At 72.4% G+C, this 24,413-nt stretch carries 17 protein-coding genes and 1 pseudogene; 9 read left to right on the top strand and 9 right to left on the bottom strand.

Annotated elements, in window-relative coordinates:
* Positions 1–203 precede the first annotated feature (203 nt).
* On the bottom strand, positions 204–863 hold the full coding sequence (locus tag CHR28_RS12925; RefSeq protein ID WP_094053724.1) for a 4'-phosphopantetheinyl transferase family protein: 660 nt from the start codon (positions 861–863) through the stop codon (positions 204–206).
* Positions 860–1,720 carry a metallophosphoesterase family protein gene (locus CHR28_RS12920; RefSeq protein ID WP_094053723.1) on the bottom strand — a complete coding sequence of 287 codons (861 nt, stop codon included), beginning with the start codon at positions 1,718–1,720 and terminating at the stop codon, positions 860–862. The genes CHR28_RS12925 and CHR28_RS12920 overlap by 4 nt, the downstream gene beginning before the upstream one ends.
* Before the next feature lie 258 nt (positions 1,721–1,978).
* On the opposite strand from CHR28_RS12920, the gene CHR28_RS12915 reads away from it, so the two are divergent.
* A complete protein-coding gene (locus CHR28_RS12915; protein ID WP_094053722.1) occupies positions 1,979–3,151 on the top strand; it encodes an ATP-grasp domain-containing protein in 1,173 nt (390 codons plus the stop codon).
* 33 nt (positions 3,152–3,184) lie between these two features.
* Here the strand turns inward: CHR28_RS12915 and CHR28_RS12910 are convergent, their stop codons facing one another.
* From CHR28_RS12910 to CHR28_RS12895, 4 genes are all read right to left on the bottom strand, one after another.
* On the bottom strand, positions 3,185–4,435 hold the full coding sequence (locus CHR28_RS12910; protein WP_094053721.1) for an alpha-L-fucosidase: 1,251 nt from the start codon (positions 4,433–4,435) through the stop codon (positions 3,185–3,187).
* Between the two features lie 5 nt (positions 4,436–4,440).
* Positions 4,441–7,482 (bottom strand): alpha-mannosidase, encoded by a 3,042-nt coding sequence (locus CHR28_RS12905; RefSeq protein WP_094053720.1) that lies wholly within the window; start codon positions 7,480–7,482, stop codon positions 4,441–4,443.
* Between the two features lie 56 nt (positions 7,483–7,538).
* Complete coding sequence (locus tag CHR28_RS12900; RefSeq protein WP_094053719.1) at positions 7,539–8,876, bottom strand: 6-phospho-beta-glucosidase; 1,338 nt, start codon at positions 8,874–8,876, stop codon at positions 7,539–7,541.
* Positions 8,877–9,054: 178 nt separating this feature from the next.
* A complete protein-coding gene (locus CHR28_RS12895) occupies positions 9,055–9,819 on the bottom strand; it encodes a DeoR/GlpR family DNA-binding transcription regulator (protein WP_094053802.1) in 765 nt (254 codons plus the stop codon).
* Between the two features lie 148 nt (positions 9,820–9,967).
* Between CHR28_RS12895 and CHR28_RS12890 the strand changes: the two genes are divergently transcribed.
* The 8 genes and pseudogenes from CHR28_RS12890 to CHR28_RS12855 all read left to right on the top strand — a co-directional run bounded on the left by CHR28_RS12890 (position 9,968) and on the right by CHR28_RS12855 (position 21,569).
* Positions 9,968–10,987 (top strand): carbohydrate kinase family protein, encoded by a 1,020-nt coding sequence (locus CHR28_RS12890; RefSeq protein ID WP_094053718.1) that lies wholly within the window; start codon positions 9,968–9,970, stop codon positions 10,985–10,987.
* A 75-nt stretch (positions 10,988–11,062) separates the two neighbouring features.
* The gene (locus tag CHR28_RS12885; RefSeq protein WP_094053717.1) at positions 11,063–12,349 is read left to right on the top strand and encodes an ABC transporter substrate-binding protein; all 1,287 of its coding nucleotides are present in this window, start codon (positions 11,063–11,065) and stop codon (positions 12,347–12,349) included.
* Positions 12,349–13,311, top strand: coding sequence for a carbohydrate ABC transporter permease (locus tag CHR28_RS12880; protein ID WP_094053716.1), 963 nt, complete (start codon positions 12,349–12,351; stop codon positions 13,309–13,311). The genes CHR28_RS12885 and CHR28_RS12880 overlap by 1 nt, the downstream gene beginning before the upstream one ends.
* A 14-nt stretch (positions 13,312–13,325) precedes the next feature.
* Positions 13,326–14,165, top strand: coding sequence for a carbohydrate ABC transporter permease (locus tag CHR28_RS12875; protein ID WP_094053715.1), 840 nt, complete (start codon positions 13,326–13,328; stop codon positions 14,163–14,165).
* A pseudogene (locus CHR28_RS12870) lies at positions 14,162–17,085 on the top strand (glycoside hydrolase family 2 TIM barrel-domain containing protein). Before CHR28_RS12875 ends, CHR28_RS12870 begins: the two are co-directional and overlap by 4 nt.
* Before the next feature lie 89 nt (positions 17,086–17,174).
* On the top strand, positions 17,175–19,001 hold the full coding sequence (locus tag CHR28_RS12865; protein ID WP_094053714.1) for a LamG-like jellyroll fold domain-containing protein: 1,827 nt from the start codon (positions 17,175–17,177) through the stop codon (positions 18,999–19,001).
* Between the two features lie 15 nt (positions 19,002–19,016).
* Positions 19,017–20,717, top strand: coding sequence for a PHP domain-containing protein (locus CHR28_RS12860; RefSeq protein ID WP_094053713.1), 1,701 nt, complete (start codon positions 19,017–19,019; stop codon positions 20,715–20,717).
* Between the two features lie 24 nt (positions 20,718–20,741).
* Entirely contained in the window at positions 20,742–21,569 is an 828-nt protein-coding gene (locus tag CHR28_RS12855) for a PaaX family transcriptional regulator (protein WP_094053801.1), read from the top strand.
* On the opposite strand, the gene CHR28_RS12850 is transcribed toward CHR28_RS12855, so the two are convergent.
* The 3 genes from CHR28_RS12850 to CHR28_RS12840 are packed head-to-tail and all read right to left on the bottom strand — an operon-like array spanning position 21,560 to position 24,412.
* Positions 21,560–22,015, bottom strand: coding sequence for a MaoC family dehydratase (locus CHR28_RS12850; RefSeq protein ID WP_094053712.1), 456 nt, complete (start codon positions 22,013–22,015; stop codon positions 21,560–21,562). The two genes, CHR28_RS12855 and CHR28_RS12850, sit on opposite strands and share 10 nt — an antisense overlap.
* Before the next feature lie 8 nt (positions 22,016–22,023).
* Positions 22,024–23,526, bottom strand: coding sequence for an acyl-CoA synthetase (locus CHR28_RS12845; RefSeq protein ID WP_094053711.1), 1,503 nt, complete (start codon positions 23,524–23,526; stop codon positions 22,024–22,026).
* Position 23,527: 1 nt separating this feature from the next.
* On the bottom strand, positions 23,528–24,412 hold the full coding sequence (locus CHR28_RS12840) for an amidohydrolase family protein (RefSeq protein ID WP_094053800.1): 885 nt from the start codon (positions 24,410–24,412) through the stop codon (positions 23,528–23,530).
* Between the last annotated feature and the right edge of the window lies 1 nt (position 24,413).

The following is a 24,413-nucleotide window of genomic DNA, read 5'->3' as shown; positions in this document are numbered from 1 at the left end:
CAGGCCGGGGCCGCCGGCCGGCGCGGTGACCGGCGCAGTGGCCGACGCGGTGGCCGGCGCGGTGACCGGCCGAGTGGACCGGCGGGCAGGGGGCCTGGCCCGGGACCGGGGCCCGGCCTCCTGGCGGCCGCAGGCGGGGTCAGGGCGCCGTGCGGGGGTGGTGAGCGGGCTTGGAGAACCCGATGAGGCGGCGGGCCCGCGGCTCAGGGATGCGGCACGCCGATCGCCGTCGCGACCAGCCCCCGGCCCGCGGTCCAGCGGCCGTCGAAGCGGTCGAGGCGGTGGCCGCCGACCAGTGGTCCGGGGACGAGGAGGCGGGCGGTGAAGCCGCCGTCCGCGGTGATCTCGATGTCGGCCTCCATGAAGTCCAGCCACTTCCCCGTGAGCGGGAACCACGCCTTGTAGACGGACTCCTTCGCGCTGAACAGCAGCCGGTCCCAGTGGACGCCGGGGTGCTGCGCCGCGAGCCGCCGCAGCCGTTCCTCCTCGGCCGGCAGGGCGACGGCCGCCAGGACCCCCTCGGGCAGCGGCGCGTCGGTCTCCGCGTCGATGCCGAGCGAGGCCAGGTCGCCGGCGCGGACCAGGGAGGCGGCGCAGTAGCCGTCGCTGTGGGTCATGCTGCCGACCACGCCTTCCGGCCAGCCCGGGGCGCCGCGCTCGCCGGGCAGGATCGGCTGCGGCGGCACGCCGAGCTTCTCCAGGGCGCGCCGGGCGCAGGAGCGGACCACGGCGAACTCCCGCTGCCGCTTGGGCACCGCCCGCGCCACGAGCGCCGCCTCCTCGGGGTACAGCGGGGTGTCCGGGCCGTCATGGCCGTACGCCTCGACCGTCACCACGGTCTCGGGCAGCAGTTCCTCGATCACCGCTCCTCGCCCTCCCCCGGCAGGATGCGCCGCAGCCGCCCCGGCGGCCCGGGCCGCTTACGCCACTCGCGTGGATAGCCCACCGAGACCTCCTCGAAGCGCACGCCGTCGTGGAACGTGGTCCGGGGGATGTGCAGATGGCCGTAGACCATGGTGTGGACCGGGAATCTGCGGTGCCAGTCGGCCGTCAGGGCCGTGCCGCACCACATGGCGAACTCGGGGTGCCACAGGACGTCCATCGGATGCCGGTGCAGCGGGTAGTGGTTGACGGGGATCACCGGCAGGTCGCCGGGCAGCTCGGCGAGCCTGCGCGCGGTCTCCGTGACCCGGGCCCGGCACCAGGCCTCCCGGCTCGGGTAGGGATCGGGGTGCAGCAGGTACTCGTCGGTGCAGACGATCCCGGTGCCGTGGGCGTACTCCAGGCCCTGCTCCTTGGTGGCGCACCCGTCCGGCAGGAACGAGTAGTCGTACAGCAGGAACAGCGGGGCGATCGCCACCGGACCGCCGGGGCCCCGCCAGACCGGGTAGGGGTCCTCCGGGGTGGTCACGCCCAGTTCCCGGCACAGCTCGACCAGGTACTCGTAACGGGCGACGCCGCGCAGGGTGACGGAGTCGCTCGGATGGGTCCACAGCTCGTGGTTCCCGGGCACCCAGACGACCTTGCGGAAGCGGGCCGCGAGCGTCTTGAGCGTCCAGCGGATGTCGGCCACGGTCTCCGCGACGTCACCGGCGACGAGCAGCCAGTCGTCGTCCGACCCGGGCCGCATCTCCTCCACGAGGGCGCGGTTCTCCGGGTAGCCGATGTGCAGATCGCTGATGGCCAGCAGCTGTCCGGCTCCCCCGGCCGTCGACGTCACCTCTCGCCCCCTCCGCGCTCCCCGCACGCCACCCCCACGAGATCACATCCACGCGCCGGGGACAAGGCCGGCCCGGGGGCGGTGGCGCGGATTCCGTAACACGCGCGTTGCACGGAACGGCCCGCCGAAGCCGTATGATCTGCCCCAACACCACCGCTTCGAACTTCCCTTTCGCAGGGGCGGTTTGGTGTCCCTCCCTTCCTCCTGCCCGGGCACGGGCCGCTGCGCCCTGCCCGCGAACCGTGAAAGGCGGCCTGCATGGTCTCTCGCGTACGCGTCTGGCTCAACCGCACGTACGCGGAGAACGTGTTCTTCATGGATCAGCTGCGGAGAAATCCCAGCGACCGGGCGGTCGAGATCCACGCCACCCACGGTGACCCCGACTCTCCCGTGCTGGCCGCCGCCGACACCGCCGAGCTGGAACCCGAGGGCCTGTCCCCGGCCGGCTATGTCGAGTACGCGCTGGACCAGTGCGCGCGGCGCGGGATCGACGTGTTCGTGCCCCGGCTGCACCAGTCGGCGATCGTGGCGCACCGCGCCGAGTTCGAGGCGGCCGGCACGGCGGTGCTGGCGCCGCCGCCCGAGGCGGTGGCCGTGTTCCAGGACAAGGTGGTCGCCTATGAGGCGGTCCAGGCCATCGGCGTGCCGGTGCCGCCGTGGTGGCGGGTCCGTTCCGACGCCGAACTCCTCGCGGCTGTCGAGGAGTTGGAGGCCGCCGGGCACAAGGCGTGCTTCAAGCCGGCGTCCGGGGCCGGCGGGGTGGGCTTCCGTGTGATCACCCGCTCCCCCTTCTCGATGGCGCACCTGAACGGGTTCCCGAGCCCCTGCGTGCCGCTCGACCTGGTGCTGGAGGCGCTGCGGCGGGCCGAGGAGCCGGTCGACTGGCTGGTGATGCCGCGGCTGGAGCAGCCGGAGGTGTCGGTGGACTGCCTGACCGGACCGGACAACCGCGTCCGCATGGCCGTCGGCCGCACCAAGAACGGCCGCCGGCGCGGCTTCACCCTGCACGAGCAGTGGCTGGACCCGGCCCGCCGGATCGCCGAGGGCTTCGGGCTGCACCACCTGTCCAACATCCAGTTCCGGATGTTCGGCGACCGGCCGGTCCTGATGGACGTCAACACCCGCCCGGCCGGCGGCCTGCACCAGCTGTCCCTGTGCGGGGTCAACGCCCCGTGGGCGGCGGTGCAGCTGGCGCTCGGCGAGGACCCGGGCGAGGTGGTGCCGCCGTTCCTGGGCCAGGACTACACGGTGGTGTCGGGGCCGCGTCCGCTGCGGCCGGTGTCGCTGCCGCAGCGGCGCCCGGAGGCGTCCGAGCCGCTTCCGGCGGTGCCAGCCCCGGCGGGACCGGTCGGCGCCGCCGACGCCGCCGGGACGCCGCCCCTTCAGGACCTCGCCGCGAGCGTCCCGCGCCCCTCGGGTCTGCCCACGTAGCGGCCGGCGGCCCGCCCTGCGTCCGGGGTGGGGTCAGAAGCGGCCCGCGCCCCGGTACAGCTCCAGTTCTCCTTCCAGTTCGACGGCCAGCACGGTGGCGTGCGGGTCGAGGTCGGCCGCGGCGGGCGGCTGGATCCAGAGGACGCCGGGGGTCTCGTGGAGACCGCCGGTGACCTCGTGGGCGAGTTCCGTGCCGCTGCCCAGGACCGAGACGCGGCGCACCCCGCTGAGCAGGCCGCGGACGTTGAGCGCCGCGCGCGGGGCGTCGAACAGCGTGAGGTAGAGGGTGCGGCGGTCCCGGGAGAGGGTGCTCGGGCCGTAGTGGTGGCCGGGCGGCAGCCCCCGTTCGGTGCCGTACACGGCCTCGGCGTGCCGGGCGATCCAGTCGCCGAGGCCCTCCAGCCGCTCCCGCTGCTCGGGCGTGATCGTGCCGTCCTCGCGCGGGCCGACGCTGAGGAGCAGGTTGCCCCCGCCGCCGATGGTCTCGGTGAAGTAGCGGATCAGCTGGTCGACCGACTTGTGGTGGTGGTCGTGGTGCTGGTGGCCCCAGGAGTCGTTGATCGTCAGGCACAGCTCCCACGGCCCGTCCGGCGGGACGACCGGGGCGCCCTGTTCGGGGGTGGCGTAGTCGCCCTCGCCGAGCATGCGGGCGTTGAAGACGACGTCCGGCACCTCCGAGCGGATGAGGGCGGCCAGTTCGCGGATGCGCCACTGCTCCTCGCTGCGGTCCCACTCGCCGTCGAACCACATCAGGTCGGGCTTGTAGCGGCCGGTGAGCTCGCGTATCTGGCCGTCGCGGTAGGCGAGATACCGCTCCCAGGCAGCCGGGTCCTCGTCCTCGGCGGCGACCTCCGAGTAGCGGTTGTCCTCCAGCTCCGGCGGGCGGCCGGGCTTGCGGGTGGAGGCGTAGTCGGGGTGGCTCCAGTCGGAGTGCGAGTAGTAGAGACCGACCTTGAGGCCCTGCTCGCGCAGGGCGTCGGCGTAGCCGCCGATCAGGTCGCGGCCCACGTTCAGGTCGCCGTGGGCGGTGTCCCACAGGGCGACTCCGTCGTGGTGGCGGCTGGTCAGCACGGCGTACTTCGCCCCGGCCCGGGCGAACAGCCTCGCCCAGTCGCGCGGGTCGTAGCGCGCGGCCGTGAACCGGTCGAGCTGGGACATGTACCGGTCGTAGGGGACGATGTCGTCGTAGAACGACCAGGACTCCTGGACGCCGTCGACGGCGTAGACGCCCCAGTGGACGAAGATGCCGAGCTTGGCGTCGGTGAACCACGGTTGCATGGCCATGCCGGTCAGCCCCTTCGCAGGCGGAGCGTCAGGATCTGGAACGGCCGCAACGCGACGGCGACGGCGCCGCCGGTGAGGTCCGCGTCCTGAAGCGGGCGCTCCAGCAGGTCGGTGATCTGCGCCCCGGCCAGCGGGAACCCGGTGCGCAGGACACCGGTGGCGCGGCCGCCGCGCGACTCGTAGAGCCGGACGACGACGTCGCCGGAGGTGTCGTCGGCGAGCTTGACCGCCTCCACGGTGACGCCCTCGCCCTCGACGGACACCACCGGCTGCGGGGCGCCCGCCGCTTCGGCCACGCGCAGCGGGAGGTTGAGGGCGTAGCCCTCGGCGACGGCGTCCTCGATGCGCGCGCCGGGCAGCAGCGCGTAGGTGAAGCGGTGGCGGCCCTGGTCGGCCTCCGGGTCCGGGATGCGCGGGGCGCGGACCAGGCTGAGGCGGACCGTGGTGGTGGTGCCGCCGTCCTCGCGGACCGTGCGGGAGACGTCGTGGCCGTAGGTGGAGTCGTTGATGACGGCGACGCCGTAGCCGGGTTCGCCGATGTGCACCCAGCGGTGGCCGGAGACCTCGAAACGGGCCGCCTCCCAGCTGGTGTTGGTGTGGGTGGGGCGCTGGATGTGGCCGAACTGGATCTCGGCGGAGGAGTGCGGGGCGCGGATGTCGACCGGGAAGGCCGCCTTGAGGATCTTCTCGGTCTCGTGCCAGTCGATGTCCGTCTCGATGTCGATGCGGGGGCTGCCGGCGCGCAGGGTGATCGTCTGGGTGATCCTCGACCCCTTGCCGAAGTCCCGCTCGACGCGGACGGCGGCGAGGAGCGGGTCCTGTTCGACGACGGTGACCGAGGAGGCGTCGAGGAGGTCGGTGTAGCGGTTCCTGTAGTGCTTGTCGATGTCCCAGGCGTCCCAGTAGTTGGGCAGGTCGGTGTGCAGGCGGAGCAGGTTGCCCGGCTCGGCCAGCACCTCGCGGCCGGCGCGCAGGTCGTACACCGACGCCAGGGTGCCGTCCTCGGCGACCTCGACGCGGACCAGTCCGTTGGCGAGGGTCCGGCCGTCCACCGTCACGGGGTGCGGGGGTTCGGCGGGGGTGAGGGGCGCGGAGCCGCTCGCCGGCACCTCCACGTACAGCGGGGTGCCGTCGGCGGTGCGGATCACCTCGGCCCGGTCGCACGGGCCGGCGTTGAACACGCGCGGTCCGCCCGTGCCGAGCGCGGCCACCGCCTCGGCGGTCAGCGCGTGGAGTTCCTCGGCCACGCGCGCGTACTCGGCCTCCGCCTCGCGGTGCACCCAGGCGATGGAGGAGCCGGGCAGGATGTCGTGGAACTGGTGCAGCAGCACCGTCTTCCACAGCCGGTCCAGCTTCTCGTACGGGTAGGCGTAGTCCGGGGCGTGCAGCGCGGCCGTGGTCGCCCACAGTTCGGCCTCGCGCAGCAGGTGCTCGGAGCGGCGGTTGCCCTGTTTGGTGCGGGCCTGGGAGGTGTAGGTGGCGCGGTGCAGTTCCAGGTAGAGCTCGCCGACCCAGACGGGCGCGTCCGGGTACTCCGCGCGGGCCTTGGCGAAGAAGTCGTCGGGGTGTTCGACGACGACCTTGGCTGAGCCCTCCAGGTCCGCCAGCCGGCGGGCGCGTTCCATGATCTCGCGGGTGGGGCCGCCGCCGCCGTCGCCCCAGCCGAAGGGGGCCAGGGAGCGGGAGGCGCCGCCCTTCTCCTGGTAGTTGCGGACCGCGCGGGACATCTCCTCGCCGCTGAAGCGGGCGTTGTAGGTGTCGACCGGCGGGAAGTGCGTGAAGATGCGGGTGCCGTCGATGCCCTCCCACCAGAAGGTGTGGTGGGGGAACCTGTTGGTCTGGTTCCAGGAGATCTTCTGCGTGAGGAACCACTCGTTGCCGGCGAGCTTGGCGATCTGCGGGTAGGCCGCGTTGTAGCCGAAGGAGTCCGGCAGCCAGACGCCCTTGGTCTCGATGCCGAAGTGGTCCATGAAGAACCGCTTGCCGTGCACGAACTGGCGGGCGACGGCCTCGCCGCCGGGCAGGTTGCCGTCGGACTCGACCCACATGCCGCCGACCGGCGCCCACTGGCCCTTCTTCACCGCCTCCTGGATGCGGGCCCAGACCTTGGGGTAGTGGTCGCGCACCCACTCGTACTGCTGGGCCTGCGAGCAGGCGAAGACGAAGTCCTCGTACTCGTCGGCCAGGGACGTGACGTTGGAGAACGTGCGGGACGTCTTGCGCTTGGTCTCGCGGATCGGCCAGAGCCAGGCGGAGTCGATGTGGGCGTGGCCGACGCCGGAGACGGTGTGCGCGCTGGCGTGCGCGGGCTTGGACAGCACCGGCTTCAGCGCCTCGCGCACGGCGGTGGCCGAGCCGGAGACGTCGTCCAGGTCGAGCAGGTCCATCGCCCGGTCGAGCGCGTGCGCGATCTCGTGCCGGCGCGGGTCGTGCTCGCCGAGCTCCAGCATCAGCTCGCGCAGCACCTGGACGTCGAGGTCGAGGTGCCAGACCTCCTCGTCCAGGACGGCGAGGTCGGCGCTGCGGAAGGTGTACAGGGGCTGGTCGCCCGCGGTCAGCTTGTCGCCGAGCGGGGTGGTCTTCGAGAAGTTGTCGGCGAGGATGTCCGGGTTGGAGGCGGCCTCGACGAGGTAGTCGACCGTCTCGCCGCCCTGCGCGGGGTTGGCGATCGCCACGTACTGGTTGAGCGGGTTGACGGCCTTCAGCGGGGTGCCGTCCGTGCGGTGGACCAGGGCCTCGGCCTGGTTGCCCGGCCAGTCGCCGGTGAAGCCGAGGTCGATCACCGCCTCGACGCGCCGTCCGGCCCAGGCCTCGGGCACCTGTCCACGCATGCGGAACCAGGTGGTGCCCCAGGGCGGGCCCCACGGGGTGCCCATGGCGAACGGCTCGTAGGACGCGGCGGCCGCCTCCTCGAAGGGCACCGGTTCGCCCGGGGCCTGCCAGGCCTCCACCTGGAAGGGGACGGTGGCCGCGTAGACCGCGGTCTTGATGCGCTGGTCGTGCAGGCGCTGGACGCGCTCTTCGATCCGGCGGCTTTCGTCGTGCATGGGCGTGTCTCCAGGAGGCGGGAGGAGCGGGAGGGAAAGCGCTTACCGAGCGGTGCTCACCTAAGGTACGCGAGCCCGGGATGGACCTCGGTATAGCCCTCGACCAGCCGGCGGGCCACGCCCACGGAGTCGACGAGCGGGTGCAGGGCGAAGGCCTTCACCGCCGTCGCGCGGGAGCCGGACTCGGCGGCGGCCAGCACCTCGCGCTCCACGGCCTTGACGGCGCAGACCAGGCCGGTGGCGTGGCCGGGCAACGGGTCGACGGCGACGGGGTGGGCGCCGCCCGCGTCGACGACGCAGGGGACCTCGATGACGGCGTCGGTGTCCAGGACCGACAACGTGTGCCGGTTGCGCACGTTGAGGATCAGGGTCGTGCGTTCGTTGCGGGCGATGGCCCGCATGAGCGCGAGGGCCACCTTCTCGTAGCCGCCGGACAGGTCGTCCTCGTCGCGTTCGCCGGCGCCCGCGCTCTCGCGGTTCTCGGCCATGTAGGTGGCCTCGCGCTCGGCGCGGGTGTCGTCCCAGACCTTCCAGGCGGAGGCGCCGGGGTTGCGCATCGCGGCGTAGAAGCGGGCCTGCTGGTCGTGCAGGAAGGCGCCGCGGGTCTTCTCGGCCTGCTGGTAGGCGCGGACGGCCTCGCGGTTGAAGTAGTAGTAGTGCAGGTACTCGTTGGGGATCGCGCCGAGGGACTGGAGCCAGTCGACGCCGAAGAGCTTGCCCTCCTCGAACGAGCCGAGCAGGCCGGGGTCGGCGAGCAGGCGCGGCAGCTCGTCCCGGCCGGCGACGCGCAGACCGCGTACCCAGCCGAGGTGGTTGAGGCCGACGTAGTCGATCCACGCCTCCTGGGGGTTCGCGCCGAGCACGCGGGCGATGCGGCGGCCGAGGCCGACCGGGGAGTCGCAGATGCCGATGACGCGTTCGCCGAGGTGGCGGGACATGGCCTCGGTGACCAGGCCGGCGGGGTTGGTGAAGTTGATGACCCAGGCGTCGGGCGCGAGCCGGGCCACCCGCCGGGCGATGTCGACGGCGACCGGGACCGTGCGCAGGCCGTAGGCGATGCCGCCGGCGCCGACCGTCTCCTGGCCGAGGACGCCCTCGGCCAGGGCCACGCGCTCGTCGTTCGCGCGGCCCTCCAGGCCGCCGACGCGGATCGCGGAGAACACGAAGTCCGTGCCGCGCAGGGCCTCGTCCAGGTCCGTGGTGGCGGACACCTCGGGCGCGTCGGGGACGCCGGCCGCCTGCTCGGCCAGGACCCGGGTCACCGCCGACAGCCGTCCGGCGTCCAGGTCGTGCAGGACGACACGGGTCACCCGGCCCTCGGCGCGGTCCTTCAGGAGCGCCCCGTACACCAGCGGCACGCGGAATCCGCCGCCGCCCAGGATCGTCAGTCTCACCGGGTTCCTCCGACTTCGTCGGCCGGGCGCGGCGCACCGGCAGAACCGGGTCCGTGCCGCCTCGTTCGCTGTGCTTCGCTCCGGGTCCGCTCCGGCCCGGCGGTCATACGGCCTCGCTGTGCGCCGCGGGGCCGGGCGGCCCGGTGCGGCGGCCCTTCCGGCGCGGGCGGGACAGGGTTCACGTCGGGACCCTTCCCACCACGACGACCTCGACGCCCGCCTCCTCCAGGGAGGCCCGGGTGGCCGGGTCCGGCGGCTCGTTCGTCACCACCACGTCCAGCTCCTCCGGGCCGCAGACCTTCGCCATGCCGTGCCCGGGGAACTTGGCCGCGTCGGCGAGCAGCACGACCTTCTCACCGGCCCGGATCATGGCGCGCTTGACCGGCACCTCCACGACCGTGGTGTCCATGACCTGGCCGCCGGGCCGCACGCCGCTGGTGCCGAGGAAGAGCCAGTCGGCGTGCAGCTGGCGCAGGTTGTCCTCGGTGAGGAAGCCGACCAGGGAGCGGTACTCGCGGCGGACCATGCCGCCGAGCAGGACCAGCTCGATGCCCTCGTCGTCGGCGAGTTCCTCGTAGACCACGAGGTTGCTGGTGATCACGGTGAGGCGGCGGCCGTGCAGCTGCCGGGCCAGGCGGTAGGCGGTGGTGCCGATGTCGAGCAGCACCGACTGACCGTCGCCGATCATCGCCGCGGCGCGTTCCGCTATGGCGTCCTTCTCGGCGACGCGCACCTCGGCGACCTCGGCGAAGGGCTGGTCGCCGTCCTCAACCACGGCGCCGCCGTGGACCCGCGTCAGCAGGCCGTCCTCCTCCAGTTTCACCAGGTCACGCCGGATGGTGGCCGGGCTCACGCCCAGCTGTTCGGAGAGGTCGGTCACGGCTGCGGGGCCGCCTGAGCGCAGGGCCCGCAGGATGAGTTGGTGTCGTCGTTCTGCCAGCACGCCGTGCACATTACTCGTCATCTTCAATCATCGCCATGCTTATTTCTGCTCGGGTATTGACCAATGTCGTCGAGCAGCGCACGATTCCGCTCACAGAAATGAAGAGTTTTGACGATCTCCGTCGAAGCCCGAGCGAGAGGACACATCCGTGGACGACGACCGGCCCGATGTGCTGCTGACCGGGCTGCTCTTCTACGACCTCGTGCTCACGGGCATGGGGAAGCCGCCGACGCCGGGCGAGGAGATCTGGACGGCCGGCATGGGCTGCGGCCCGGGCGGCATCGCGAACCTCGCGGTCGCCGCCGCCCGCTTCGGCCTGCGCACCTCGCTGGCCACGGTGTTCGGCGACGACTTCTACGGCGCGTACTGCCGGGACGTCCTCGGCGGCCAGGAGCACGTCGACCTCTCGCTCTCCCGCACGGCGGACGGCTGGCCCACCCCGGTCACCGTCTCCGTCGCGTACGGCGGCGACCGGGCCCTGCTCACCCACGGCCAGGAGCCGCCGTTCTCCCAGGACGTGCTGATGGGCGACCCGCCCCCGGCGCGCACCGCCCTGGTCCATCTGGAGGCCGAGCCGCGCGGGTGGCTCGCCAAGGCCGCGGCGGACGGCACCCGCATCTACGCCGACGTCGGCTGGGACCCCACCCAGGAGTGGTCCGCCGGCCTGCTGGACCAGCTCGCCCTGTGCCACGCCTTCCTGCCCAACGAGACCGAGGCGACGGCCTACACCCGCACCGACAGCGCGGTGGCCGCGCTCGGCGTCCTGTCCGAACTGGTGCCGGTCGCGGTCGTCACCCGCGGCCGGGACGGCGCGCTCGCCGTCGACCAGACCACCGGCGAGTACGCCGAGGTCCCGGCCCTCGGCCTCGACGCCCTGGACGCCACCGGCGCGGGGGACGTCTTCGGCGCGAGCTTCGTCGCGGCCTCGCTCGGCGGCTGGCCCCTGGAGCAGCGGCTGCGGTTCGCGGTCCTCGCCGCCGGACTGTCGGTCCGCCACCACGGCGGGGCGCTCGCCGCCCCGGGCTGGTACGGCGTCGACCGCTGGTGGCGCTCGCTCACGGACCCGGAACTGAGGCGGGCGTACGGCTTCCTGGCGGACCGGCTTCCCGACGACCCGGGGCCCCCGGTCCGGCACGCGCCCGTCACCCCGCCGGCACCCCGGCACTGACCTGCCCTCCCCCACGCCCCCCCACGTGCCCCTCTCAAGCGACATCACGAACAGATCCGAAAGGCGGTGGGAGCTGTGCGGCTCTCACGAAGAGGCCTGCTGCGCGCGGGCCTGGCCGGTACGGCCGCCACGGCACTGGGCGGCCTGGCGACCGGCTGTGCCGTCCCGGCCGGCTCGACCGGCCGGAACATGGTCCTGTGGTACTGGAGCGGCGGTCTCAGCGACACCGTCGTCGAGGAGGCCAGGGCCCGGTTCGGCCGGGACGTCGACCTCAAGGCCCAGCAGATCGGCGGCTACTACCGGTCCAAGCTGATCACCACCATGGCCGGCCGCGCCCACATCCCCGACATCGCGGGGCTCAAGGGCGAGGACATGGCGTCCTACCTGCCGAACGCCGACCAGTTCGTGGATCTGCGGACGCTGGGTGCCGGGAAACTCAAGAGCCGCTACCTGGACTGGAAGTGGCAGCAGGGCGTCGCCGACGACGGCAGCCTGGTCGGTTTCCCCATCGACGTGGGGCCGGTCGTGCACTACTTCCAGCCGGCCGTGTTCGACAGGGCGGGACTGCCCCACGAGCCGGCCGACGTGTCCCGGGAGCTGGACACGTGGGAGAAGTTCTTCGCCGCCGGGGAGCGGCTGAAGAAGCGGGTCCCGGGGTCGTTCCTGCTCACCGACGTCGGCAGTGTCTTCGAGATGTCGCTCGGGCAGGGCACCACCCGGTTCGTCGACAGGGACCGGCACTTCATCGGGGCCGGCGAGCACGTCCGCACCTGCTGGGACCGTGCCGTCGAGGCCAAGCGGCGCGGGCTCGTGTCGGACATCGTCAGCGGCACCCCGGACTGGAACTCGGCCGCCGAGCGAGGGCTGCTGCCGAGCCAGCTCAACGCCTCCTGGGCCGCCGGCGACCTCAAGCTCGGCCTGCCGAAGACCAAGGGCAGATGGCGGGTGGCCGACTGCCCGGGCGGCCCGTCCAACGTCGGCGGCTCGTTCCTGGCGATCACCAAGGCGTGCCGGGAGCCCGAGCGGGCCTTCGAGATCATCACCTGGATCCTCGACGCGGACAACCAGGCGCAGGGCTTCGTCGACGCGGGCCTCTTCCCGTCGACCCCGGCCTCCTACGCGATGCGGAAACTGCGGGAGCCGGACCCGTTCTTCGGCGGCCAGATCACCATGGACGTCTACGGCCCGGCGGCCGAGCAGATCCCCGTCGCCTACAACAGCCCGTACGACATCGCGCTCGGGCAGCCCGTCCGCGACGAGATCAAGAACGTCGGGGTCCTCGGCAAGGATCCGGCGCAGGCCTGGAGGGACGCCATGAGCAAGTGCAGGCGTATCGCGGACCACCTGGGGGTGACCTACTGATGGCCACCGTTCCCGCGCTCGACGAGCCCCCGGCCGTCACGGCCCCGGCGCCGGTCGTCCACCGCCGCAAGGGCGTCCTCGGCCACTGGCGGCTGTACGCCGCGATCTCCCCGTTCTACCTCCTCTTCCTCTGCTTCGGCCTGATCCCCGTCGGGTTCTCGCTCTACCTGTCCTTCCACCGCTGGGACGGCCTGGGCTCGATGGAGTGGGCGGGCCTGGCGCAGTTCCGCTACCTGCTGGGCGACACCGACTTCTGGAGCTCCATCGGCAACACCCTGATCATCTGGGCACTGGCCACGATCCCCATGATCGTCCTGGCGATGGTGACGGCCGTGATGCTCAACTCCGCGGTGCGCTTCAAGAACGTCTACCGCTTCGCCTACTTCCTGCCCAACGTCACCTCGATCGTCGCGGTCGCGATCATCTTCGGCTCGGTGTTCTCCACGAACTTCGGCCTGATGAACGCCCTGTTGCAGGCCGTCGGCCTCGACCAGGTGGCCTGGCTGAACACGCCGTGGGGCATCAAGGTCGCCATCGCGACGCTGATGACCTGGCAGTGGACCGGCTACAACGCGATCATCTTCCTCGCGGGGCTGCAGACGATCCCGGGCGACCTGTACGAGGCGGCCCGGATCGACGGGGCGGGACCGGTGCAGACGTTCGTCCGGGTGACGCTGCCGCTGCTGCGCCCGACCCTGCTGTTCGTGCTCGTCGTCTCGACGGTCACGGGGCTGCAGAGCTTCGCCGAGCCGCAGGTGCTGCTGCAGACCACGGCGAACGAGTCCACGTTCTCCGGCGGTCCCGACCACGCCGGCCGGACGATGGTCCTCTACTTCTTCCAGCAGACGTTCGACAACAACGACTTCGGTTACGGCGCCGCCGTGGCCTGGGGCATCTTCCTCGTCGTCGTCCTCTTCTCGATCATCAACTGGCGCCTGGTGCAGCGCCGGGGCGAAGACTAGGAGGCCCGATCACCATGGCATCCATCAAGGGCTACCGCGGCCGGGGCATCGCACTGCACGCGGTGCTCGTGGCCGGTCTGCTGCTGTCGGCGTTCCCGTTCTACTGGGCCGTCGTCATGTCGACGCACACGTCGACCGAGATCTTCTCCTACCCGCCGAAGCTGCTGCCGGGCTCGCACTTCCCTGAGAACGTGCGCAACCTGTTCGACACCGTCGACTTCTTCGGCTCGATGGTCAACTCCCTGCTCGTCGCGGTGTCCGTGACGGCGCTGGTGCTCTTCTTCGACTCGCTCGCGGCGTTCGTCTTCGCCAAGTTCGCCTTCCCCGGCAAGCGCGTGCTGTTCGCGCTGCTGATGCTCATCTTCATGGTGCCGATGCAGCTGCAGGCCATCCCGCAGTTCGTGATCATGGCGAAGCTGGGCTGGATCGGCTCGATGACCTCGCTGATCGTGCCGGCGGCGGCCAACGCGTTCGGCATCTTCTGGATGCGCCAGTACATGAGGAGCGCCGTCCACGACGAACTGATCGACGCCTCCCGGCTCGACGGCGCCGGGTTCCTGCGCCAGTACTGGCACGTCGCGCTGCCGGTGGTCCGGCCGGGTCTGGCCTTCCTCGGCATCTTCACGTTCATGGGCCAGTGGAACGACTACGCCTGGCCCCTGATCGCGCTCACCGACCCGGACAACGTGACGCTGCAGGTCGCGCTGTCCCAGCTCAACGGCACCCACGGCACGACCGACTACGGCATGGTGATGACCGGCGCGCTGCTCGCGCTCGTCCCCCTGCTGATCGTCTTCGCCATCGGCGCCCGGCAGATCATCGGCGACCTCGCGAAGGGAGCCGTGCGCGGATGACGAGCGATCCCCTGCTCGCCCTGCGCCCCTGGCACGCACCCGAGGTGACCTCCTGGCGGCGGCTGCCGATGAACGCCGTGGACCGGCGTGCCGGGGCCGTCCGTCTGGACGGCGACTGGCGCTTCCAGTTGCTGCCCGCGCCGGACGCCCCGCTCGGGGAGGTGTGGTCGTCGTCGTACGTCCCCGGTGTCTGGACGCTGCAGGACACGGACGACCCGCCGCGGTACCTCAACGTGCGCATGCCGTTCGCCGAGTTCCCGCCGGACGTGCCCGCCGACAACCCGACCGGCGTGTACGAGCGTGACGTCGAGGTGCCGGCCGCGTGGGCGGGCCGGCGGATCGTGCTGCAGGTCGGGGCCGCCGAGAGCGTGCTGCTGGTGCACGTGGACGGGCGCCCGGCCGGGATCTCCAAGGACTCCCACCTGGCCGCCGAGTTCGATCTGACGGACCTGGTGCGCCCCGGCGAGCGGGCCGTGCTGCGCCTGACCGTCGTCAAGTGGTCCGACGCCTCCCACCTGGAGGACCAGGACCAGTGGTGGCACGGCGGGATCACCCGCTCGGTGCTGCTGTACGCGACCGACCCGCTGCACCTGGCGGACGTGACCGTGCGGGCCCGGCGGGACGGGGACCTGCGGGTGGACTGCCGGGTGCGGGACACGGGCGGGGCGCTGCCCGGGGGCTGGTACGTCAGCGGGGAGCTGGAGGGGCACCTGCTCACGCAGGACGCGGAGTTCGACCGGGTCAACGCCGAGGACGAGCGGGTCTCCGCCTTCCTCGGCGAGGCGCGGCTGCGCACCGCCGTGCCGGACGTGCGCACCTGGAACGCCGAGACGCCCGAGCTGTACGGCCTGACCGTCCGCCTCCACCGCGCCGACGGCACCGTCACCGACACCTCCCGGCACCGGGTGGGCTTCCGGGACGTCGAGATCACCGGCCGGGACCTGCTCGTCAACGGCGAGCGGGTGTTCATCCGGGGCGTCAACCGGCACGACTTCCATCCGCTGACCGGCCGGACGGTGTCGTACGACGACATGCGCGCCGATCTCGTCCTGCTGAAGCGGTTCGGCTTCAACGCGATCCGCACCGCGCACTACCCGAACGACCCGGCCCTGTACGACCTGGCCGACGAGCTCGGTTTCTACGTGGTCGACGAGGCCGACATCGAGTCCCACGACCACGCGCACGAGATCGCCGACGACCCGCGGTATCTGGGCGCGTTCGTCGACCGGGTCGCGCGGATGGTGCTGCGCGACAAGAACCACCCGTGCGTCATCGTCTGGTCGCTGGGCAACGAGTCCGACTACGGCGCCGGCCACGACGCGGCCGCCGGCTGGGTGCGCCGGCACGATCCGACCCGGCCGGTGCAGTACGAGGGCGCGGCCAGGCTCGGCTGGGCCGACCCGGACGTGGCCTCCGACATCGCCTGCCCCATGTACGCGCCGCTGGAGGAGTGCCTCGCGCACGCCATGTCGGGCACGCAGACCAAGCCGCTCATCCAGTGCGAGTACTCGCACGCCATGGGCAACAGCAACGGCACGCTGGCGGACCATTGGGCGGCCATCGAGGCCACCCCGGGCCTTCAGGGCGGGTTCATCTGGGAGTTCTGGGACCACGGCATCCTCCAGCGTGTGAACGACGGCAGACCGGCCGGGCGTGCGGGCGCCGGGCTCTACGACAACGGTGTCGCCGCGCCCGGCCACCGCTGGGCCTACGGCGGCGACTTCGGCGAGATCGACCACGACGGCGCGTTCATCGCCGACGGGGTCGTCTTTCCCGACCGCACCCCCAAGCCCGTGCTGTACGAGCACCGGGAGCTCGCCGCTCCGGTCCGTATCGAGTGCTTCCGGCACGAGGGCGTCGTCCTGAGCAACCACCAGCACTTCCGCGGCCTGGACTGGCTGTCCGGTACGTGGGAGCTGTCCCTCGCCGACGGCCCCACCCTGACGGCCCCCGCCGAGCTGCCCGCGCTGCGGCCGGGCGAGACGGCCGCGGTGCCGCTGCCGTTCGCGCTGCCGGAGGACGGCGGCGAGGCGTGGCTGACGCTGCGGGTCACGACGGCCGGTGACGAGCCGTGGGCGCCGCACGGCACGGTCGTGTGCCTGCCCCAGGTGCGGCTGCGGGCGGCGGCGCCCGTGGCGCGCACTCCGGTCGCGGGCCGCGCGGTCGACGTCGACGAGGACGGGCTGCTGGTCCATCCGCTGCTGACGGCGGCGCCGACGCTGTCCCTGTGGCGGGCGCCCACCGACAACGACGAACTGGGCGGCATGGCGGACCGCTGGCGGGACTGGGGCCTGGACCGGCCCACCCGCGAGGTGGTGGCCGTACGGCGTGACCGGGCCGGGTGGCGGTGGTCGCCGACCTCCGCTGCCCGGGCGGGACCGTCCGGCACGAACAGGTCTTCACGGCCGTCGAGGACGGGCTGCTGGTCGAGGAGTGCGCCGAGCTGCCGGAGACCCTGTACGACGTGGCGCGGGTCGGGTCGGTGTTCGAGACGGCCCCCGGGCTGACCCTGTGGGAGTGGTTCGGGCAGGGCCCCTGGGAGTCGTATCCGGACCGGGCGGCGGGCGCGCCCGTCGGTCACCACGCGCTGCCGGTGGACGAGCTGTTCACGCCGTATCTGCGGCCGCAGGAGAGCGGCGGGCGGCACGGTGTGCGGCGGTTCACGCTCTCCGCGCCGGACGCGACCGGCCTCGCGGTGGCGCTGGACCGGCCGCGGCAGGTCTCGGTGACGCGGCATCGCGCGGCCGAGCTCACCGCCGTGACGCACCACGACGAGCTGGTGCCGCGGGCGGGGTGCGTGGTGCACATCGACGCGGCGCACCGCGGGCTGGGCACGGCCTCGTGCGGGCCCGACACCTTCGCCTCCTACCTCGTTCCGGCCGGGGTCCACCGCTGGAGCTGGACGCTGCGCGTCCTGTGAGTTCCTCCTGTCCCTGTTCTCCGAGTCCTCCCCCGCCCTTCTCCGAGTCCTTCTCTCCCTGTCCTCACGTCGTCCTCTCTGGAGCACCCGTGTGCACTTCGCATGACCACGACCCGGGCGAGGCGTCCCGGGCCGGCGCCGGCAGACGCGGTTTTCTGCGGGCGACCGCGCTGCTCGGCGCGACGGCTGCCGCGGCGGGCGCGCTGCCCGCCGGCACCGCCGAGGCGGCGGCGCCGCGCCGGCGCCCCGATCCGGACAGCCGCCGCTTCACGCTGGCCGTGATGCCGGACACCCAGTACCTCTTCGACGGGCCGAGCATCGACAGCGCACCGGTCGAGGCCTCGCTGCGCTACCTGCTGGAGCACGGCGAGGAGGAGAACATCGTCTTCCTGTCGCACCTGGGAGACCTCACCCAGAACGGCGCCCGGGAGGAGTTCGCCGCGATCGGTGAGGCGTTCCGGCTGCTGGACCGGCGGGGCGTCGGCTACAGCGTCCTGGCCGGCAACCACGACGTGCGCGCGTCGACGACCGACCAGCGCGGTGCGACGCCGTACCTGGACGCCTTCGGGCCACGGCGGTTCGAGGGGCGGCGGACGTTCGGCGGCGCCTCCCCGGACGGCTACAACACCTTCCACCGGTTCACCGCGGGCGGCCGGGAGTGGCTCGTCCTCGCCCTCGACTGGCGGCTGTCGCCGCAGGGTCACGTGTGGGCGAAGGACGTCCTGGCACGGCACCCGAGGACGCCGGTGATCCTCACGACGCACGAACTGGTCGCCGGGGACGACACGTTGTCCGACTACGGGCAGCAGCTGTGGGACCGGCTGATCGAGGACCACGACCAGATCTTCCTCACCCTCAACGGGCACTACTGGCCGGCCGCCCGCGCCGTCCGCGAGAACGCGGCGGGGCACGACGTCCACCTCCACCTGACGAACTACCAGAACCGCTACTTCGGCGGCGCGGCGATGATCCGCCTCTACCGCTTCGACCTGGACCGGAACGTCATCGACGTCGAGACGGTCTCACCGTGGGTCCTGGGCCGCGCCGCGCGGGGGCTCAACGAGCTGGAGCGGCAGGAGACGGAGCTCAGCGGCGACGCCGACCGGTTCTCCGTCGAGATCGACTTCGAGGAGCGGTTCTCCGGCTTCGCGCCGGTGCCCGCGCGCCCGGCCCGGCCCGTGCCGACGATGCTGGTGCCGGGCACGGTGGCGTACTGGCGCTTCGAGAAGCCCGCCGGGGACACGGTCCGCGACCTGTCCGGGCGCGGCAACGACCTGTCCCTGGTCACCGTCGGCGGCGGCACGCTGGGCTGGTCCGCCGACCACCACCCGGACCAGCCGGGCCACGGCAGCCTGGAGTTCCGGGGCTTCAAGTCACCGCTGAAGGGCGCCTGTCTGCGCACGGTCGACGGGGCCCCGCTCAACCGGGCCACCTTCCGGGACGGTTACACCATCGAGGCGTTCTACCGCCTGCCCGCCGACTGGGACCCCGCGCACCACGCCTGGTCGGGCCTGATCTCCCGCACGGGCACGGGCGGCGCCGCCGGCAAGACCGCCGACGACCCCGACGAGCCGCTCGCCACGCTGTCGCTGTCCGACGACCGTGAACCGCAGTGGGCGATGCGCCCGCTGAACCAGCAGGGCATCACCACCAACTGGGGCCAGGAGACGCCGCTGGAGACCTGGTGGCATCTCGCGGTCGTCAACGACGGCCGGCACACCACGCTGTACGTCGAGGGCTGCCCGGTGGTGCGCAACCCCCGGGCGTCCGCGGCCGGCATCACCTCCGCCGGCCTGCCCTGGCTGCTCGGCGGCTACGAGTACGGCGGGCGGATCGACCAGATCCTCCACGGCCGGCTCGGCGACGTCCGGATCGTCGCCCGGGCGCTGCCCGTCACCTCCTTCATGAACCACTGACCCCAGGGATCCGTCATGTCCGAGCAGCAGCTGCCCGCCTGGGCCGACCCGTCCGTCTCCCCCGCCGACCTCGATCCGCAGGGCGTCTCCCGCCGCGGGCTCCTGCGCCGCGCGGGCCTGTTCGGCGCCGCCTTCGCCCTGGGCTCGTCTGCCGCCCCCGCCCACGCGGCCGGCGAGGTCCGGCGGCCGGGCGGCGAGGACCCGCGCCTGGCCTACCTCGTCGGCGACCACCACGTGCACAGCGTCTACAGCCACGACGCCAAGTACACGTTCCCCCAACTGGCCGCCGCGGGCGCGCGGTACGGTCTGGACTGGATGGTGTTCACCGAGCACGCGAACGTCGGGCACGCCGGCCTCGGCGCCGCTTTGGAGCACGAGGAGATCCTGAAGGCGCGTGCCGACAACCCCCGGCAGCTGATCTTCCAGGGCCTGGAGTGGTACATCCCGGCCGCCGAGCACTGCACGGTCTTCGCCGCACCCGGCCGGCACGAGGTGGACCTGCTCACCCGCTTCGAGCGCGCCTACGACGGCAAGCTCCTCGGCTACGACAAGGGCGGACCGGCCGACGCGGACACCGCCCGCAACGAGGCGCACGCCGTCAAGGCGCTCAAGTGGCTGGACGCCCAACGCCGTTCGGGCTATGTCGACGACGTGCTGGTGCTGGCCAACCACCCCATGCGCCTGGGCATCGACTCCCCGCACGAGCTGCGCGGCTGGCGGGACGCGGCACCCGGCATCATGATCGGCATGGAGGGGGCGCCCGGCGCCCAGGGCGCGGCCATTCCCGGCCGGCGCGGGGCGAACTCGGTCCGCGGCGAGTACGAGAACAAGCCCTCGGCGCAGTCCTGGCCCGGCTACCCGGCGGACGCCTTCCTCACCTACGGCGGCTTCGACTGGGCGACCGCGACCGTCGGCGGCCTGTGGGACTCGATGCTCGCCGAAGGCCGGCTGTTCTCGGTCACCACCAACTCCGACGCCCACCGGATCGTCTTCGACACGTGGAGGAACGGCGACTGGCAGCCGGGGCAGACCTTCGACACCACCGGGCGGCTGCCCGACCCGGTGAACACCACCACCCCGCAGCCGGGCAGCGACTTCTGGCCCGGCCAGTTCAGCCGCACCCACGTGGGCGTGACCGGCCACGGTTACCGGGCGGTGATGGCGGGGCTGCGCGCGGGCCGGGTCTGGCTGGACCACGGGCATCTGCTCGACGGGCTGGAGGTCCGGCTGAAGCGGGACCGCGACGCGGGCCGGGGCGTGACGCTCGGCGGGCGGCTGCGGGTGCGCGAGGGCGACAGGCTGACGCTGCACATCACCGTGACGACCGCCTCGCGGCCCAACCCGCAGGGCATCCGGCCCGAGTTGGCGCACGTCGATGTCATCCGCGGCGCGGTGCGCGGCCCGGTCGCCGACCGCGACAGCTGGAAGGCTCCCGACACCCGCGTGGTGCGGACGGTCGACGTCTCCGGCCGCGAGGGCACCTGCACGCTGCGCGTCCCGCTGACCGCGGGCGCCGAGTCGTTCTACGTCCGGCTGCGCGGCAGCGACGGCAACCGGCACGGCACCGGGTACCTCGGCGCCCCGGTCGATCCGCACGGTCCGCTCCCGCACGCCCCCGGGGACGGCGACCCGTGGGCGGACACCTGGTTCTACTCGAACCCCGTCTTCGTCGACGTGGCGGGTTCCGCCCCGGCGTACGGGCAGGTCGCGGACTGATCGGGCGGAGGTACGGTGGGCCGCGTGACCGGTGAAGAGGCGCTGCGGCCCCAGTCCCTCATGCTGACGTTCCTGGGCGACCAGGTGCTCGGCCGTGACGTGTGCGTGTACTCGGGCAGCGTCATCGACGTGTTCGCCCGGGCCGGCGTCGGTGAGCACGCCACCCGCTCCACGCTGACCCGCATGGTCGGCCGTGACCTGCTGCGCCGCCAGCGCGAGGGCCGCCGCATGTACTTCGGGCTGACCGAGCGCGCGGAGGCGGTGCTGCGCGACGGCGAGCGGCGCATCTGGCAGACCGGAGCGGTCAACCGGCAGTGGGACGGCACCTGGACCCTGCTCGGCTTCTCGCTGCCCGAGTCCTGGCAGCGCCAGCGCCACGACCTGCGCTCCCAGCTCACCTGGAGCGGCTTCGGCCCGCTGTTCAACGGCCTGTGGATCGCGCCGGGCGAGATCGACGTGTCGGCCCTGGTGGCCGAACTCGGCCTGTCCGCCCATGTGAAGATCTTCCGGGCGCACGCGGACGCCGGGATGGACATCGGCCGGATGATCGAGGAGACCTGGGAGCTGTCCGACCTGGCCGCGGGCTACGCGGGGTTCGTACGGCGCTGGAAGCCCTGGGAGGACGACCTGCCGGACACCGACGACGCGCTGGTGCTGCGCCTGCGCCTGCAGACGGAGTGGCTGCGGATCGTCCGGCGGGATCCGCGGCTGCCGGTGAAGCACCTGCCGGACGACTGGCCGGCGGAACAGGCCGAGAAGACGTTCCGGACCGTGCACGAACGGCTCTCGCCTCTCGCCCGGGCGGCCTCGGAACGCCTTCTGGACCTGGTGCCGGTGCGGTCTCAGGCGTAGAACCGCGACAGGCTCTGCAGCACCGCCGCCGGCTTGGCGCCGCCCTCGATCTCGATGGTCCCCTCGACCGTGATCTGCACACCGCCCGGCACGTCCTCGACCTCGGCGAGCCGCGCCGTCAGGCGGATGCGGGAGCCCGCCTTCACGGGGGACGGGAAACGCACCTTGTTCAGACCGTAGTTGACCTTCGTCGTCACGCCCCGGACGTCCAGCAGCTCGGTGAACAGCGGGATGAACAGGGAGAGCGTGAGGTAGCCGTGCGCGATGGGGGCGCCGAAGGGGCCCTCCTTGGCGCGCTCGGGGTCGACGTGGATCCACTGGTGGTCGCCCGTGGCGTCGGCGAAGGTGTCGATGCGCTGCTGCGTGACCTCGATCCACTCGCTGGTGCCGAGGTCGCCGCCGGCGAGCTTCTTCAGTTCGTCGAGGCCGTTGACGGTGATGCTCATGCGGTTCCTTACCGGTTGCCGTAGCGGTCACGGAGGCGGGACTTGAGGAGTTTTCCGGAGGCGGTGCGCGGGAGGGCGTCCGCGAGGACCACCGACTTCGGGATCTTGTACTTGGCGAGGCGCCCGGCGAGGGAGGCGAGCACCTCGCCGGGGTCGAGCTCGGTGCCCTCGCGGGGGACGACGACCGCGCGCGGCACCTCGCCCCACGTGTCGTCGGGCACGCCGATCACCGCGCACTCGGCGATGCCGGGGTGGGCGAGGAGCCGGTCCTCGATCTCGGCGGGGTAGACGTTCTCGCCGCCGGAGATGATCATGTCCTTGAGGCGGTCGACGATGTGGACGTAGCCGTCCTCGTCGATGCGGGCGGCGTCGCCGCTGCGAAACCAGCCGTCGGCGAAGGACGCGGCCGTCTCCTCGGGCAGCCCCCAGTAGCCGGGCATCACGTGCGGTCCGCGCACCACCACCTCCCCGACCTCGCCGGCGCCGACCGGTGTCAGGTCCGGCCGGACGACGCGGACGTCGCTGAAGAAGTGCGGCACGCCCGCCGAACCCGCCTTGGTGACGGCGTGCTCGGCGTCCAGGAACAGCGTGCCGGGGGCGGCCTCCGTCATGCCGTAGCCCTGGAGGAAGGTCAGGCCGCGTTCCTGGTACGCCGCGATCAGCGGGGTCGGGACCGGGGAGCCGCCGCAGGTCAGGATGCGCAGCGAGGACAGGTCGGCGTCCGGCCAGCGCGGGTGCCGGGCCATCTGGTCGAACATCGTCGGCACACCGAACATGAAGGTGATCCGGTGCCGTTCGATCAGGTCGAAGGTGGCGTCCGGGTCGAAGGACTCGACCAGGACGCAGGTGCCGCCCTTCAGCAGGACCGGCAGGGTCAGCATGTTCAGGCCCGCCGTGTGGAACAGCGGGGCGGAGACCAGGGCGCGTTCGTCGGCGATCAGGTCGGTGTCGACGAGGACGTTGACCGCGTTCCAGGTGAGGTTGCCGTGGGTGAGCATGGCGCCCTTGGGACGTCCGGTCGTGCCCGAGGTGTACATGATGAGGCAGGTGTCGTCAGGGCCGACGGGTTCGTCGACCGGCTCCCCGGACGCCTCGGCGAGGGCCGCCTCGTACTCCGGGCCGGTCTCCAGGTAGAGGCGGACATCCGTGCTGCCGGGCAGGCCCGCGACCAGGCCGGCGTGGGAGGGGCCGTACACGAGGGCCTTCGCTCCGGAGTCGGCGAGCTGGTAGGCGATCTCCGGTCCGGCGAGGCGGATGTTGAGCGGGACGAAGACCGCGCCGAGGACGCCGGCCGCGAACAGCGTCTCCAGGTAGGAGGGGTGGTTCGGGCCGAGGTAGGCGATGCGGTCGCCGCGGCGCAGGCCCCGGGCGCGCAGGGCGTGGGCCAGGCGCGTGGTGCGGGTGTGCAGGGTGCCGTAGTCGACGGTGTGCCCGCCGTGGACCAGGGCGGTGCGGTGCGGGGTCTTGCGGGCCCGGCGGGCGGGCCACGACCCGAGTCCCTCGTTGCGCATCTCACGCCCCTCGCGGTGTGGCCAGCCCGAGCAGGCGGGCGGCGTTCTCCTTGAGGATCTTCGGCCGGACCTCCTCCTTGATCGTCAGCTTGCCGAAGTCGGCGAGCCAGCGGTCGGGGGTGAGGACGGGGAAGTCGGAGCCGAAGAGGACCTTGTCCTTGAGCAGGGTGTTGGCGTACTGCACGAGCTGCGGCGGGAAGTACTTCGGCGACCAGCCGGACAGGTCGATGTGCACGCCCGGCTTGTGCGTGGCCACGGCCAGGGCCTCGTCCTGCCAGGGGAAGGAGGGGTGCGCCAGGATGATCTTCAGATGCGGGAAGTCGGCCGCCACGTCGTCCACATGGAGCGGGTTGGAGTACTTCAGCCGGATCCCGCCCCCGCCGGGGACACCGGCGCCGATGCCGGTCTGCCCGGTGTGGAAGAGGGCGATCGCGCCGGTCTCCTCGATCACCTCGTACAGGCCGTAGGCCACCGCGCGGTCGTTGGGGAAGAACCCCTGGATGCTGGGGTGGAACTTGAAGCCCTTCACGCCGTACTCCTCGACCAGCCGCCGGGCCTGCCGCACGCCCGCCCTGCCGCGGAAGGGGTCGACGGAGGCGAACGGGATGAGGACGTCGGCGTTGGCGGCGGCCGCCTCGGCGACCTCCTCGTTCGGGACGGGCGGGGTGCCGGTGGCGGACTCGGCGTCCACCGTGAAGATCACGGCGGCCATGTTCCGCTCGCGGTAGTAGGCGGCCGTCTCCTGAAGGGTCGGCTTCCGCTTGCCCTCGACCTTGAAGTAGGCGGAGGAGGCGTCGTGCAGGTCGTCGTCGAGGGAGGAGTGGCCCCGGGAGGAGACCTCGGCGTGGGTGTGGACGTCGATCGCGACCAGGTCCTCGACCTTCATG

Origin of the sequence: Streptomyces sp. XY006, assembly GCF_002237655.1 — a bacterium.
Taxonomy (GTDB): Bacteria; Actinomycetota; Actinomycetes; order Streptomycetales; family Streptomycetaceae; genus Streptomyces; species Streptomyces levis.
Note: the sequence above shows the minus strand (reverse complement) of the source record. Positions and strands in the feature narration are given on the sequence as shown.

Coding starts and splice junctions, on each gene's coding strand:
- CHR28_RS12915 (WP_094053722.1), top strand. CDS start 1,979: ATGGTCTCTCGCGTACGCGTCTGGCTCAACCGCACGTACGCGGAGAAC.
- CHR28_RS12910 (WP_094053721.1), bottom strand. CDS start 4,435: ATGGCCATGCAACCGTGGTTCACCGACGCCAAGCTCGGCATCTTCGTC.
- CHR28_RS12905 (WP_094053720.1), bottom strand. CDS start 7,482: ATGCACGACGAAAGCCGCCGGATCGAAGAGCGCGTCCAGCGCCTGCAC.
- CHR28_RS12880 (WP_094053716.1), top strand. CDS start 12,349: ATGGCCACCGTTCCCGCGCTCGACGAGCCCCCGGCCGTCACGGCCCCG.
- CHR28_RS12875 (WP_094053715.1), top strand. CDS start 13,326: ATGGCATCCATCAAGGGCTACCGCGGCCGGGGCATCGCACTGCACGCG.
- CHR28_RS12860 (WP_094053713.1), top strand. CDS start 19,017: ATGTCCGAGCAGCAGCTGCCCGCCTGGGCCGACCCGTCCGTCTCCCCC.
- CHR28_RS12850 (WP_094053712.1), bottom strand. CDS start 22,015: ATGAGCATCACCGTCAACGGCCTCGACGAACTGAAGAAGCTCGCCGGC.
- CHR28_RS12845 (WP_094053711.1), bottom strand. CDS start 23,526: ATGCGCAACGAGGGACTCGGGTCGTGGCCCGCCCGCCGGGCCCGCAAG.
- CHR28_RS12840 (WP_094053800.1), bottom strand. CDS start 24,412: ATGAAGGTCGAGGACCTGGTCGCGATCGACGTCCACACCCACGCCGAG.